The organism is Mycoplana sp. BE70 (assembly GCF_031455855.1).
Classification (GTDB): Bacteria; Pseudomonadota; Alphaproteobacteria; order Rhizobiales; family Rhizobiaceae; genus Mycoplana.
On the sequence record NZ_JAVDTM010000001.1, the window covers coordinates 666013 to 679035 of the forward strand.

Genomic DNA, 13023 nt, shown 5'->3' on the forward strand with positions numbered 1-13023 from the left:
TAGAACGATGAAATTCACACTCTCCTGGCTGAAAGAGCATCTGGAAACGGACGCCACGCTCGAACAGATCTGCGAACGCCTGACGTCGATCGGGCTGGAAGTCGAAGAGGTTGACGACAAGGCTTCCTTCAAGCCCTTCGTCATCGCCAAGGTGGTTTCCGCCGAGCAGCACCCGAACGCCGACAAGCTGCGCGTGCTAATGGTCGATACCGGCTCGGGCGCTCCCGTGCAGGTCGTCTGCGGCGCACCGAACGCCCGCGAGGGTCTCGTCGGCGCCTTTGCCGCCCCCGGCACCTACGTCCCCGGCATCGACGTCACCCTTTCCGTCGGTAACATCCGTGGCGTCGAGAGCCGTGGCATGATGTGCTCGGAAAAAGAGCTCGAGATGTCGGACAATCACGACGGCATCATCGATCTTCCCGCGGATGCACCGATCGGCACGAGCTTTGCAGCTTACGCCGGCCTCGACGATCCGGTCATCGAGATCAATCTGACGCCGAACCGCCCGGACTGCACCAGCGTCTTCGGCATCGCCCGCGACCTGGCGGCTTCCGGCCTTGGCACCCTGAAAACACGCGCCGCCCCCTCCTTCCGGACGGAAGGCGAGACGCCGGTGAAGGTGGCGCTCGAGCTTGGCGAGGACACGCATCTCTGCCCCGGCTTCGCGCTCCGCCTCGTGCGCGGGGTGAAGAACGGCCCGAGCCCGCGCTGGATGCAGCAGCGGCTGCTGGCGATCGGCCTGCGTCCGATCAACGCGCTCGTCGACATCACCAACTACATGACCTTCGACCAGGGCCGGCCGATGCACGTGTTCGACGCCGCCAAGGTCAAGGGCAACCTGACGGTCCGCCGCGCCAGGGAAGGCGAGACGGTGCTGGCGCTCGACCAGCGCGAATACACGCTGTCGCCCGCCAACGTCGTGATTTCCGATGCCGAGGGCGTCGAGTCGATCGGCGGCGTCATGGGCGGCGAGCACTCGGGCTGCGACGAGAACACCACCGACGTGCTGATCGAATCGGCGCTGTGGGATCCGATGAACATCGCCAAGACCGGCCGCACGCTCGGCATCATCACCGATGCGCGCTACCGCTTCGAGCGCGGCGTCGATCCGGAATACATGGTGCCTGGGCTGGAGCGCACCACCGAGTTGGTCATCGAGCTGTGCGGCGGCATCGCGGCCAAGGCAGACGTGGTCGGCTACAAGGGGTACGCGCCGAAGGTCGTCGATTTCCCGGTCTCCGAGGTCAAGCGGCTGACGGGTCTGGAAATCTCTTCGGAGGAGAGCCGCGATATTCTGGGCAAGCTCGGCTTCGGCGTGTCCGGCTCCGGCGAGCGACTGTCGGTCTCCGTCCCCTCCTGGCGGCCCGACGTCGACGGCAAGGCCGACCTCGTCGAGGAGGTCATGCGCATCCACGGCGTCGACAACATCCATGCCGCGCCGCTTGAAAGCCACAACAGCGTCAATGCCAAGATCCTCACCACGCTGCAGATCCGCTCGCGCCTGGCGAAGCGCGCGCTTGCCTCGCGCGGCATGATGGAGGCCGTCACCTGGTCGTTCATCCCCAAGGCGCAGGCCGAGCTCTTCGGCGGCGGCGCGCCGGAACTGGCACTGTCGAACCCGATCGCCTCCGACATGTCGGACATGCGGCCGTCGCTGCTGCCAGGTCTCTTGACGGCCGCGCGGCGCAATGCCGACAAGGGCTATGGCGACGTGGCGATCTTCGAGGTCTCCGGCACCTATGAGAACGACCGGCCGGAAGGCCAGCGCCGAGTTGCCGGCGGCGTTCGCCGCGGTACGGCCTCGCTGGCCGGTGCCGGCCGGCTTTGGTCGAACGCGGCAAAGGGCGGCGGCAAGCCCGTCGACGTCTTCGACGCCAAGGCCGATGCGCTGGCGGTGATCGAGGCCTGCGGCCTGCCGATGGGCAATGTCCAGATCGAGCCGGGCGGCCCCGCCTGGTATCACCCCGGCCGCTCCGGCACCATCAAGATGGGCCCGAAGATCGTGCTCGGCTATTTCGGCGAATTCCATCCGAAGACGCTCGCAGCCCTCGACGTCTCCGGCGCGCTTTGCGGCTTCGAGATCTTCGTCGACGCAATGCCGGAGCCGAAGAAGAAGGCGACCCGCACCAAGGCGGCGCTCGAACTGTCGCCCTTCCAGGCGGTCAAGCGCGACTTCGCCTTCGTGGTCGACAAGGCGATCGAGGCGGGCGCGGTTCAGCGCGCGGCCCTCGGCGCCGACCGCAAGCTGGTGACCGCCGTCAACGTCTTCGACGTGTTCGAGGGTGCTTCGCTTGGCGAGGGCAAGAAGTCGATCGCGATCGAGGTCGTCATCCAGCCGACCGACAAGACCCTGACCGACGAGGATTTCGAGGCACTGACGGCCAAGATCGTCGCGAATGTCGCCAAGGCGACCGGCGGCGTGTTGCGCGCCTGAAAGGCGCGAATGCCACATGATGACAACGAAACGGGGATTGGTTTGCCAATCCCCGTTTTCATTTGCAGACCAGCCGGACGGGCGCCTGGGTGAAATCTTCAGGCGCTAACCAGCCTCGCTCCTCGGCCTGCCCGTCAGACGGCGTGGGTCTCTGGAGCAACCGCGATCAGGCGCCCGCGGCGTCGAGCGCGGCGATATGGTCGGCAGAGAGCCGAAGGTTGGCCGATTTCACCAGGCTCTCCAATTGGTCAAGGCTTGTCGCGCTTGCAATCGGTGCGGTTACGGCAGGCTTGGCCATCAGCCAGGCCAGCGCAATCTCGGCGGGCTTGGCGCCCGTGTCGGCGCCGACCCTGTCGAGTGCGGCGAGGATCCGCATGCCCTTGTCGTCCAGATAGTCCACAACCCCTCCACCGCGTGCCTTGCCTTTCGTGTCGGCAAGCGACCGGTACTTTCCGCTCAGGAAACCACTCGCGAGGCTATAATAGGTAATCACGCCGATATGCTCTCGCTGACATAGCTCGGCCAGCGGCCCTTCGAAGCCTGCGCGGTCATACAGATTGTACTCCGGCTGCAAGGCCCCATAGCGCGGCAAGCCTGCCTTGTCCGCGGCGTCGAAGGAGGCCTGCAATTGTCCGGCGTCGAGGTTGGAGGCGCCGAAGGCGCGCACCTTGCCGGCCTTGACGAGCGCGGCGTGCGCCTCGAGCGTCTCCTCGTACGGGGTGCGCTCATCCGGCCAGTGCGAGAGATAGAGATCGATGTGGTCGGTCTGGAGCCGGTTCAGCGAGGCCTCGACCTCCTGCAGGATCCATTTTTTCGACAGGTCCCGATGCCCCTGCCCCATGTCGGAACCGACCTTGGTGATCAGCACGACGCTGTCGCGGGCGCGCCCCGACCGTTTCAGCCAGTTGCCGATGATGGTCTCCGATTCGCCGCCCTTGTTGCCGGGTGCCCAGGCGGAATAGACATCGGCGGTGTCGATGGCGTCGAAGCCAGCACCCGTGAAGGCATCGAGCAATGAGAATGACGTCTTCTCGTCCGCCGTCCACCCGAAGACGTTGCCGCCGAAGACAAGCGGCGCGATGTCGAGGCCGGTGCGGCCAAGGGGACGTTTCTGCATGAGAATTCTCCGAAATCGGTGGGGTAGGATGGAGGAGCGAGCATAGGATGGCACCGGTTCGATTGCACGCGCAGATTGGCGAATTGTTGCCTGCGATCGCACTTGCCCGCTACCTGCCCTCGGGATTAGGTTGCTCCCGGATTTGAGGAGGATCTGCCATGCTGCGTTTCGGTATCCTGTCCACGGCCAAGATCGGCCGCGAACTCGTCGTGCCCGCGATCCAGGACGCGGAGAACTGTGTCGTGACTGCCATTGCCAGCCGCGACCTTTCCAAGGCCCGCGCAATGGCGGACCGCTTCTCGGTGCCGCACGCCTTCGGCTCCTACGAGGAGATGCTCGCCTCCGACCTGGTCGATGCGGTCTACATCCCGCTTCCCACCTCGCAGCATGTCGAATGGACGATCAAGGCGGCCGACGCCGGCAAGCACGTCCTCTGCGAAAAACCGATCGCGTTGAAGGCCTCAGAGATCGACGCGCTGATCGCCGCGCGCGATCGCAACAAGGTGCTGGTGTCTGAAGCCTACATGGTCACCTACAGCCCGGTCTGGCGCAAGGTGCGCGAGCTGTTGAAGGACGGCGCGATCGGCCGGCTGCGCCATGTTCAAGGGGCGTTCACCTATTTCAACCGCGACCCCGCCAACATGCGCAACATTCCCGAACTCGGCGGCGGCGGCCTGCCGGATATCGGCGTCTATCCGACGATCACGACCCGCTTTGTCACGGGCAAGGAACCGCTGCGCGTGCAGGCGACGACGGAGCTCGATCCCCAGTTCGGCACCGATATCTACTCGAGCGTGCGGGCCGATTTCGGCGCCTTCGAACTGAGCTTCTACGTCTCCACCCAGCTCGCCGCGCGCCAGCTGATGGTCTTTCACGGCGACCAGGGCTTTATCGAGGTCAAGTCGCCGTTCAACGCCGATCGCTATGGCGCCGAAGAGGTCGAACTGACCAACCAGAACCATTCGCAGTCGCAATTGATCCGCTATCAGGACGCCCGCCAGTACAGGCTCGAGGTCGAGGCGTTTTCACGGGCGGCGATGGGCGAGGCGGAAGAAGTGGTGACGCTCGAGAGTTCGGTGGCAAACCAGAAGTTCATCGACGCGATCTACCGTGCCAGCGAGAAGAACGGCTGGGAGGACGTCTGAAGCCGCTCAGCTCGGATCCTGGCCCTAGGTGTTGATGACAATCATCCCGCCGATGATGAGGAGCGCGCCGACAAAATAGCGAAGGCTCAGTGCCTCGCCCAGGAAGATGCTGGCAAGAAGAGGGACGAAGCAGAATGTCAGCGCCATAAAGGAATAGCCGATCGTCAACGGCACCGACTTGAGGACAAAAATCCAGATGACGGTGCCGATGCCGTAGATGGCAAGCGCGGTAATCATCAGCGGGTTGAACAGCAACTGAAAAAGCCCGCGCAAACCGAATTCCCCGGCGGTTGCGCTGGTCAGCTTGAAGAGAACCTGGCCCGTCGCGATCAGAAGGGGCGTGCCGAGCAGGCCGATCCAAAGAGCGGAATTGTAGTTTTCCGGCATCACGCCGCTTGCTCCAGCTCGCCCTGCAGCCGTTCCTCGCAATAGAAAATGTCACGCCCGATGTCGATGCACAGGTGGCTCTGCGGCACCGGATGGACGGCGCGCAGGAAGGAATGCGTGTAGGGAAAGAAGTTGAAGTGTGGATTGAAGCTGTATCGGTACTCGCGTTCGCGGGGAACGACGATGATCAGGCGCCTGCGGGCGATGCGGCGCAGCTCGGCAATCGCCCTTCGATAATCGAGGACGTGCTCGATCACGTGGGTGCAGACGACTGTATCGAATTCGCCGTCGGCAAACGGTAGCGCCTCGATCATGGCGGCGACATATTCCACGCCGTCGAGCCTGGCGGCATCGTCGACGACAAAGTCGACGCCTGTCTGACGCGTGAGACCGGGATTGGCAGCGCGAATGTGGCTGAGAAGCGCGCCGGTGCCGCAACCGACATCACAGACGCTCGTTCCGTCGATCGATGCGACGATGCGCGCAATGCAAGCGGCGGAATTGTCGGTGCCGGCATGGACGCGCGGATGATGCCGATAGAGATCCTCGTATTCGCCGGCGGTCAGGAAGGGCGCGCGCTCGCGAAAGCGTGCAAGCTTTACGATATGCTCGCCCCAGACCAGCCTTGCAGCGGTACGAAACAAGGCGGAATCGCGCAGGATCGGCGGCAGCAGGTCTTCGATGACGAACCGAATCCGATTGGTCGTTTCCCTATTCATGCGTCTCCTTTCGCGGTCAGGCCGCGACGTCTGGCTGTTCCGGCTTGTCGCCGCTGACCAGTTGCCCGTGAGTGTGTTCGACAAGCATCCATGCGTTGGCCGGCAACGTCATGTAGTGCATGCGCAACTGCTCGCTGCGCGCCCGCGCGAGCGAATCGAGGATCAAGCCGGCCGCAAAGACCAGGAACGAGACCATCATCAGCGCCATGGAGAGGACCCATGTCGGCAGGCGCGTGACGAGACCGGTCTCGAAATATTCCGTCAGGACCGGTGTCATGAAGCAGAGACTTGCCAGCATGATCGCGCCGCTGATGGCGCCGAAGAAGGTGAACGGCCTAGTCTCCTTCATCAGCATGGCGAACATCCAGAGGATCTTGCTTCCGTCGCGAAAGGTGGAGAGCTTGGAATGCGACCCCTCGGGGCGGCGACCGTAATCAAGCTCGATCTCGCAGACCGGCAGCTTCAGGCGCGAGACGTGCACCGACATCTCCGTCTCGATTTCGAAGCCGCCGGAAAGCGCCGGGAAGCTCTTGGCGAAACGGCGGGAGAAGACGCGGTAGCCGGAGAAGATATCGGTGAAGTCCGTGCCGAAGAGCTTGCGATAGAGGATGTTGAAAATTCGGTTGCCGAACGCATGCCCCTGCCGGCCGGCATCGGCATGCACGCCGCGGCGCGTGCCGACCACCATGTCGGCGCGCTCCGACAGCAGCGTGTCGATCAGTTGCTGCGCGTCCTGCGGCGCATAGGTTCCGTCGCCGTCGGCCATGACATAGATGTCGGCGTCGATATCCGAGAACATCCGCCGCACGACGTTGCCCTTGCCCTGGCGGCGTTCGCGCACGACCGTGGCGCCGGCAAGAAGGGCGCGCAACGCGGTGCCGTCGGTCGAATTGTTGTCGTAGACATAGATTCGCGCGCCGGGCAGCGACGCCTTGAACCCGGTCACGACGGCACCGATCGTCTGCGCTTCGTTGTAGCAGGGCAGGAGGACGGCCACGTCCAACGCCGCTGGCGTATCTTGCGTCATGTGGATACCGTGCCCCGCCCGAGATGAGCCATGCGGGCGGCCTGCAGGCGCGCCAGACCCCGCGCGCTTTACTATTTCTTGAGAAGGTTAAGGCTAGGTTTCGCGGACGAAAAATGTCAGCGACGTGGGATGCCCGATGACGAACTTGCAGGCAGCTACAGTCGAGGGTGCTGCCGCCACCGAAGAGACCGCGAAGTTGCCGCTTCGGGCGATGGCGTTCTACGTGCTCGCGGCGATGATCCTTGTATTGGCCACAACGCTGCCCTTTGCGACCGACTATGTCGGGCCCGACAATGACGACGCCATGCGGCTGGTCCAGGTGCGCGACCTGCTTGCTGGCCAGGGCTGGTTCGACATGACGCAGTATCGCCTCGGTCTCGCCGGCGGCACGCTCATGCATTGGTCGCGTCTGATCGATTTGCCGATCGCCAACCTGATCGAAGGCTTCGGCCTGTTTCTGTCGCCGGAAAGGGCCGAAGCCGCGGCGCTGACGGTTTGGCCGCTGTTGATGATCGCACCGGTTCTGTTCGGAATCGGCTTGGCGGGTTTTCGCCTCGGCGGCCAGGAGACCATGCACGCCGCGCTCGTTCTGGCGTCGATGTTTGTCCTGTCCGCCGGGCGTTTCCAGCCCGGTGCGATCGATCATCACAATGTCCAGCTTGCGCTGCTGGCAATGATAGCAGCGATGCTGGTAGACCCGCGGCACAGTGCACGAAGCTATGCAATCGCCGGCCTTCTCTGCGCACTGGCGATCGCCATTGGCGCCGAGACAACGCCGTTGGTCGCGGTTGTCTGCCTCATCGTCGCCCTGCGCTGGGCCTGGCATGGTGAAATCTATCGTCGGGCCGCAGCCGCGTTCGGCATGTCCTTTGCGGCGACGGCGACCATCACTTTCTTTGCCACGGTGCCGCCGGCGCTCTATCGGCAGGTCACTTGCGATAACCTGTCCTACGGCTATTACGCGCTGGCGACCTACGGGGGCGCCGCGCTCTTCCTGGTTGCCTCGACCGCGAGCGGATGGAACGGCAGGGCGCGGCTGGCGGCCCTGGCGACGGCAGGAAGCGTACTGGCCGGGGCAGCGGTTTTGATCGCGCCAAACTGCCTGCGCAGTCCGCTCGCCGACCTCGATCCGATGCTGGTCACCTTCTGGCTCTCGTCGGTGACCGAGGCCCAATCTATTTTCGGCCAATGGCGATACGATCCCGCGCCATTGGCTGCGTTCTATCTGCCGGGGCTAATCGCCATTGTCGTTTGCCTGGGTCGGCTCCTGCGGCGCGACAGGGTGGAGGCGCATCTGAGTTTCCTGGCGCTGCTGGTGGCGGCCTTTACCATCTCGCTGGTCCAGGTCAGGGGCAACGTCTTCACCAATCTTGTCGCCATGCCACCGCTCGCGCTGGCGATTGCCGACCTGCGGCGCCGGGCGAACGCCGACACGAAGAACCTGCGGCTGGGACTTGGCTTCGCGGCGCTCACCCTGGCCTCGGTGTCATCGGTTTGGGCGATCGCGGGCTTTTTGCTGACGATGGCCACAGGCCAAGGCGCCGCCGCAACCACGGCATCCGCGTCTGCGCAACCGGATCTCGCCTGTGAAAGCCACGCGTCGATGCGCGTGCTGGCCGCGGAGCCGACCAGCGTGGTCGCGGCGGCGTCCGATCTCGGTGCCGAGATTCTCCGCTTCACCCGGCATCGCGCTCTTTCGGCGCCCTACCATCGCAACCAGGGTGGTATGCTGACCGAATTGCACATCGGCCTGTCCGCGCCCAAGCAGGCCGAAGCCTTTCTGCGCGGGGCGGGCGTGACACTGCTGGCCTTCTGCCCTTCCAATGGACAGGTTCGCAGCCTTGCCCGGGCCGAGCCGGAGGGGCTCTATGCGCGCCTCAGCGCCGGCGATGTTCCTCCCTATCTCCAGCAGGTGCAAAACGGCGAATCGCAGTTGCAGATCTATCGCGTCATACCCGAGGCCGCCGATACGAACTGACTGGAAACGGGGCGGGTGAAACCGCGTCTTTCCTCTGGCAACGAGGCGCCGGGGCGGTAAGATCGGGCCATGAGCATGTTTCCGGACCGTGATTCGCCCACCAATCTTGCCGAATACTCGGTTTCCGAGCTTTCCGGCTCGATCAAGCGTACGGTCGAGCAGGCTTTCGACCAGGTGCGGGTACGCGGCGAGATCTCCGGCTACCGCGGTCCGCACTCGTCCGGGCATGCCTATTTCTCCCTGAAGGACGATCGGGCGCGGATCGACGCTGTCATCTGGAAGGGCAGCTTTTCAAAGCTGCGGTTTCGCCCCGAAGAGGGGATGGAGGTGATCGCGACCGGCAAGGTCACCACCTTCCCGGGCTCGTCGAAATACCAGATCGTCATCGAGACGCTCGAGCCCGCCGGTGCCGGCGCGCTCATGGCGCTGCTCGAGGAACGCCGGCGCAAGCTTGCGGCGGAGGGCCTGTTCGATGTGGGGCGCAAGCGGCCCCTGCCTTTCCTGCCGCATGTCATCGGCGTGGTCACCTCGCCGACAGGGGCCGTCATCCGCGATATTCTTCATCGCCTCGCCGACCGCTTTCCTGTTCACGTGCTCGTCTGGCCCGTCAAGGTGCAGGGTGACGGCTCGGGCGAGGAGGTCGCTGCGGCGATCCGCGGGTTCAATGCATTCGAGGCCGGTGGTGCGATCCCCCGCCCGGACGTGCTGATCGTGGCACGCGGCGGCGGAAGCCTGGAGGACCTCTGGAGCTTCAATGACGAGACTGTCGTCCGTGCGGCCGCAGCCTCGCGGATCCCGCTGATCTCGGCGGTCGGTCATGAAACGGACTGGACGCTGATCGACCACGCCGCCGATCGGCGCGCGCCGACCCCGACGGGTGCGGCCGAAATGGCCGTGCCGGTGAAAGCCGATCTCGAAGCCGCCGTCGCCGCTCTGGCTGCGCGCTTGAAGGGAGCGGCCACTCGCCAGATGGACGCGCGGGGCCAAGGCCTGCGCGCTCTGGCGCGGGCGCTGCCGTCGCTGGATCAGTTGCTGGCGCTGCCGCGCCGCCGTTTCGATGAGGCGGCAGTGGGGCTCGGACGGGGCCTGCACATGAACACGGTCAACAAGCGCCGCGTGTTCGAGCGCGCGGCGGCTCATCTGCGACCGGAATTGCTTTCCGGCCGCATCGGTGAACGCCGCCAGCGGCTGGCCGATGCGCTGCGGCGGGCCGAACGGGTGGTCGAGCGCCGCATCGATCAAAGCCGAGCGCGGCTTGCCGCGTTCGACGCCGCACTGCGGGCCACACCGGCCCGCATCCAGGTGCGCAGCGCGCACGCGCGCGATCGCCTGAGCGGCCTTGCGCTGCGTGCAGACGCGGCGCTGGCCGGCGACATTGCGCGCCGCAAGGCCCTGGTCTCGGCCCAGGATCGCGTCCTGCAGTCGCTGTCCTACAAGAACGTGCTCAGCCGCGGCTATGCGCTGGTGCGCGACGAGGCCGGGCATGCTGTCAAGCAGGCAGCCGAACTCGGCCCGGGTGCGGCAATCACCATCACCTTCGCCGACGGCACGGTGGATGCGGTCGCCGGCGCGGAGGAGCCGGCTGGCGGCCTGCCGCCCGTCGAGCCTGCCCCGTCGAAGCGGAAGACGGCAAAACCGCCCGCCGACCCCGCCGCACCCAAGCAGGGGTCGCTGTTTTGAGCCGAAGGCGGTTTCTCCTCGTTCTTGCCCATCCCCTGGAGGACAGCTATGCCACCGGCGTCGCAACAGCGGTTCGCACGACACTCGAGACCCTCGGGCATGAGGTCGACCTGCTGGATCTCTATCGCGAGGACTTCGATCCGCGGCTGAGCGACAGCGAGCGATCGGGCTACTTCGCCGAGGGCTACGATCCGGGTTCCGCCGCCCCTTTCGTCGAACGGCTGATGGCTGCCGACGGTCTCGTGCTGGTCTTCCCGCAGTGGTGGTTCAATTTCCCGGCGATCCTGAAGGGGTTCTTCGACCGCGTGTTCGTCCCCGGTGTCGCCTTCGACAACGATCCGAAGGGCGGGCGCATCATTCCGCGCCTCGCCAACATCAAGCTGTTCTGGGCCTTTACCACCACCGGCTCGCCGTGGTGGGTCGCGCGCCTCTACATGGGTGACCCAGTCCGCCGCCTGCTGAAAAGAGGGATTGCCGCCTTCTGCGCGAAAGGGGTCGATTTCCGCATGGTCACGCTGCACGACATGGACCGCGCCGACGCCGCCAGAAGGGATGCACACATCGAACGGGTGAAGGCGCTCGTTACCCGGCTGTAGGCGTCGCACCTCTATTCGAATGTGGTGAGAAACTTTCGAAGCAGAGCATCCAGTTCGCGCTGTTCTGCCGGGCTCAGTGCCGCGGCAAGGCGGTGCTGGTTTTCAACGTGGGCCGTCACGGCCTCGTCGACCAGCGCCAATCCTCTTGATGTCAGACTGATCAGCACGCTACGGCCGTCTTGCGGGTTTTGCACGCGCTCGACCAGGCCGGCCTTCTCCAACTGGTCGATGCGGTTTGTCATCGTGCCCGAGGTCACCATCGCCGTTGCAAGGAGGTCGCCGGGTGACAGCCGATAGGGTGCGCCGGAACGTCTCAGCGTCGCCAGAACGTCGAAACTGGCACCGGAAAGACCATGCTCGGCAAGCACACGCTCGATTTCACGCGACAGGTGCGCGCGAACGCGACCGAAGCGGCCAAGCACCCCCATCGGGCCGACGTCGAGGTCTGGCCGTTCGCGGTTCCATTGGGCGAGAATTCTGTCAACGTGATCCATGCTTTCCAGCTATCGCGGAAATTATCTTGACGTCAAGACAAAGCACATTATCTTGACGTCAAGATAAAGGAGTGACTTGATGGCCCGCATTCGCGATGTGATTCTGACGGCGATGGCACCGGCGATCTGGGGCAGCACCTATATCGTCACGACCGAGCTCCTTCCGGCCGGCTATCCGATGACGGTGTCGCTGCTGCGCGCCCTGCCGGCAGGCCTGCTTCTCCTGCTCATTGTCCGCCAGTTGCCGCAGGGTATCTGGTGGCTGCGCACGTTCCTGCTGGGTGCGCTCAATTTTTCCTTCTTCTGGGCCATGCTGTTCGTCTCCGCCTATCGCCTGCCGGGCGGGGTCGCGGCCACGGTTGGCGCCATACAGCCGTTGCTCGTCATCGGACTGTCGCGGTTCGTCATGGGTACGCCCATTCGTGCCCTTTCGGTCGCAGCCGGCATCGCCGGCATTTGCGGCGTCGCCCTGCTCGTCCTCACCCCCAGCGCGAGCCTCGACCCGATCGGGGTCGTTGCCGGACTCGCCGGCGCCGTTTCAATGGCGTTCGGCACGGTGTTGTCGCGGCATTGGGAGCCGCCAGTCTCCCCGCTTGCCTTCACCGCATGGCAGCTGACGGCCGGCGGCATCCTCCTGATCCCGGTCGCGCTCTTGCTCGAGCCGCCGCTTCCGCCGCTGACCAGCGAAAACCTCCTTGGCTTCATCTACCTCGGCGCCATCGGCGCGGCATTCACCTACCTCCTCTGGTTCCGCGGCCTGTCACGGCTCGGACCGTCCGCCATTGCGCCGCTTGGCTTTCTCAGCCCGCTCATGGCGGTATTCCTTGGCTGGAGCGTTCTCGACCAGAGCCTCACCGCCCTGCAGGTCACCGGCATGGTCGTGGTGCTGGTAAGCGTCTGGCTGAGCCAACTGGCGCAGATGCCGCGGCGAAGTGCGCCATTGCGGGCGCCGCCTCGTCTGCCTATTCTTACGCGATGGACCAAGCCCAAAACGACCGCCGCTCCCACTTCGAAAAGATCCGCATCCGCGCCGCGGACGAGATGAACCGGATCGGCGTGACCGCCGCGTTCATCCCAGTGCTCGTCGATACCTTCTATGGCCGCGTGCGCGCCCATCCGGAACTTGGGCCCGTGTTCGATGCCCGCCTTTCCGGCCGGTGGCCGGAGCACATGGAGCGGATGAAACGCTTCTGGTCGGCCGTTGCCTTCAAGGACGGCGGCTATGACGGCAAGCCGGTGATGGCGCACCAGGGAGTCGCCAACATCAATCCGCCGCTGTTTCAGGTCTGGCTCGGCCTCTTTTCCGCAACGCTGGACGACATCGCGCCATCGCAGGAAGCAAAGGCCTGGTTCATGGCAACGGCGGAGCGGATCGCACGCAGCCTAGTGCTGTCCCTGTTCTACAATCCGGCGAACGACGATCCGGCTCTAGGGAAAGCCTGAGAC

At 64.8% G+C, this 13023-nt stretch carries 12 protein-coding genes; 7 read left to right on the top strand and 5 right to left on the bottom strand.

All coding sequences use genetic code 11. From position 1 onward, the window contains the following. Nucleotides 1–7 precede the first annotated feature (7 nt). Nucleotides 8–2434: a phenylalanine--tRNA ligase subunit beta gene (gene pheT, locus J2Y48_RS03140; RefSeq protein WP_310412532.1), complete on the top strand. Its 2427-nt coding sequence runs from the start codon at nucleotides 8–10 to the stop codon at nucleotides 2432–2434. A 166-nt stretch (nucleotides 2435–2600) separates the two neighbouring features. Here the strand turns inward: pheT and J2Y48_RS03145 are convergent, their stop codons facing one another. After that, on the bottom strand, nucleotides 2601–3551 hold the full coding sequence (locus J2Y48_RS03145) for an aldo/keto reductase (RefSeq protein WP_310412535.1): 951 nt from the start codon (nucleotides 3549–3551) through the stop codon (nucleotides 2601–2603). A gap of 158 nt (nucleotides 3552–3709) precedes the next feature. Here J2Y48_RS03145 and J2Y48_RS03150 point away from each other — a divergent pair, with 158 nt between their 5' ends. Then, nucleotides 3710–4696: a Gfo/Idh/MocA family oxidoreductase gene (locus J2Y48_RS03150; RefSeq protein ID WP_310412538.1), complete on the top strand. Its 987-nt coding sequence runs from the start codon at nucleotides 3710–3712 to the stop codon at nucleotides 4694–4696. 24 nt (nucleotides 4697–4720) lie between these two features. Here J2Y48_RS03150 and J2Y48_RS03155 read toward each other — a convergent pair whose 3' ends face one another. From J2Y48_RS03155 to J2Y48_RS03165, 3 genes are read right to left on the bottom strand one after another with little or no spacing between them, the layout of a single operon-like run. After that, entirely contained in the window at nucleotides 4721–5083 is a 363-nt protein-coding gene (locus J2Y48_RS03155) for a transporter (protein ID WP_310412541.1), read from the bottom strand. Then, nucleotides 5083–5802: a class I SAM-dependent methyltransferase gene (locus tag J2Y48_RS03160; RefSeq protein WP_310412544.1), complete on the bottom strand. Its 720-nt coding sequence runs from the start codon at nucleotides 5800–5802 to the stop codon at nucleotides 5083–5085. The genes J2Y48_RS03155 and J2Y48_RS03160 overlap by 1 nt, the downstream gene beginning before the upstream one ends. A gap of 16 nt (nucleotides 5803–5818) precedes the next feature. Then, nucleotides 5819–6829: a glycosyltransferase gene (locus J2Y48_RS03165; RefSeq protein ID WP_310412547.1), complete on the bottom strand. Its 1011-nt coding sequence runs from the start codon at nucleotides 6827–6829 to the stop codon at nucleotides 5819–5821. Nucleotides 6830–6965: 136 nt separating this feature from the next. On the opposite strand from J2Y48_RS03165, the gene J2Y48_RS03170 reads away from it, so the two are divergent. From J2Y48_RS03170 to J2Y48_RS03180, 3 genes are all read left to right on the top strand, one after another. Beyond that, the gene (locus J2Y48_RS03170; RefSeq protein ID WP_310412550.1) at nucleotides 6966–8807 is read left to right on the top strand and encodes a hypothetical protein; all 1842 of its coding nucleotides are present in this window, start codon (nucleotides 6966–6968) and stop codon (nucleotides 8805–8807) included. Between the two features lie 69 nt (nucleotides 8808–8876). Then, nucleotides 8877–10487, top strand: a complete 1611-nt coding sequence (gene xseA, locus J2Y48_RS03175; RefSeq protein ID WP_310412555.1) for an exodeoxyribonuclease VII large subunit — start codon at nucleotides 8877–8879, stop codon at nucleotides 10485–10487. Further along, on the top strand, nucleotides 10484–11083 hold the full coding sequence (locus tag J2Y48_RS03180) for an NAD(P)H-dependent oxidoreductase (protein ID WP_310412558.1): 600 nt from the start codon (nucleotides 10484–10486) through the stop codon (nucleotides 11081–11083). Before xseA ends, J2Y48_RS03180 begins: the two co-directional genes overlap by 4 nt. Nucleotides 11084–11094: 11 nt before the next feature. On the opposite strand, the gene J2Y48_RS03185 is transcribed toward J2Y48_RS03180, so the two are convergent. Continuing rightward, nucleotides 11095–11577 (bottom strand): MarR family transcriptional regulator, encoded by a 483-nt coding sequence (locus J2Y48_RS03185; protein ID WP_310412561.1) that lies wholly within the window; start codon nucleotides 11575–11577, stop codon nucleotides 11095–11097. Between the two features lie 79 nt (nucleotides 11578–11656). On the opposite strand from J2Y48_RS03185, the gene J2Y48_RS03190 reads away from it, so the two are divergent. Together J2Y48_RS03190 and J2Y48_RS03195 are read left to right on the top strand one after the other, a co-directional pair. Continuing rightward, entirely contained in the window at nucleotides 11657–12622 is a 966-nt protein-coding gene (locus J2Y48_RS03190; RefSeq protein ID WP_310412564.1) for an EamA family transporter, read from the top strand. Continuing rightward, the gene (locus tag J2Y48_RS03195; protein ID WP_310412567.1) at nucleotides 12553–13020 is read left to right on the top strand and encodes a truncated hemoglobin; all 468 of its coding nucleotides are present in this window, start codon (nucleotides 12553–12555) and stop codon (nucleotides 13018–13020) included. The genes J2Y48_RS03190 and J2Y48_RS03195 overlap by 70 nt, the downstream gene beginning before the upstream one ends. Nucleotides 13021–13023 lie beyond the last annotated feature (3 nt).

What these genes read in the sequence shown, in the direction of transcription:
- J2Y48_RS03145 (WP_310412535.1), bottom strand. Translation starts at nt 3,551, where the DNA reads ATGCAGAAACGTCCCCTTGGCCGCACCGGCCTCGACATCGCGCCGCTT.
- J2Y48_RS03160 (WP_310412544.1), bottom strand. Translation starts at nt 5,802, where the DNA reads ATGAATAGGGAAACGACCAATCGGATTCGGTTCGTCATCGAAGACCTG.
- J2Y48_RS03150 (WP_310412538.1), top strand. Translation starts at nt 3,710, where the DNA reads ATGCTGCGTTTCGGTATCCTGTCCACGGCCAAGATCGGCCGCGAACTC.
- J2Y48_RS03155 (WP_310412541.1), bottom strand. Translation starts at nt 5,083, where the DNA reads ATGCCGGAAAACTACAATTCCGCTCTTTGGATCGGCCTGCTCGGCACG.
- pheT (WP_310412532.1), top strand. Translation starts at nt 8, where the DNA reads ATGAAATTCACACTCTCCTGGCTGAAAGAGCATCTGGAAACGGACGCC.
- J2Y48_RS03165 (WP_310412547.1), bottom strand. Translation starts at nt 6,829, where the DNA reads ATGACGCAAGATACGCCAGCGGCGTTGGACGTGGCCGTCCTCCTGCCC.
- J2Y48_RS03170 (WP_310412550.1), top strand. Translation starts at nt 6,966, where the DNA reads ATGACGAACTTGCAGGCAGCTACAGTCGAGGGTGCTGCCGCCACCGAA.
- J2Y48_RS03185 (WP_310412561.1), bottom strand. Translation starts at nt 11,577, where the DNA reads ATGGATCACGTTGACAGAATTCTCGCCCAATGGAACCGCGAACGGCCA.
- J2Y48_RS03190 (WP_310412564.1), top strand. Translation starts at nt 11,657, where the DNA reads ATGGCCCGCATTCGCGATGTGATTCTGACGGCGATGGCACCGGCGATC.
- xseA (WP_310412555.1), top strand. Translation starts at nt 8,877, where the DNA reads ATGAGCATGTTTCCGGACCGTGATTCGCCCACCAATCTTGCCGAATAC.
- J2Y48_RS03195 (WP_310412567.1), top strand. Translation starts at nt 12,553, where the DNA reads ATGGACCAAGCCCAAAACGACCGCCGCTCCCACTTCGAAAAGATCCGC.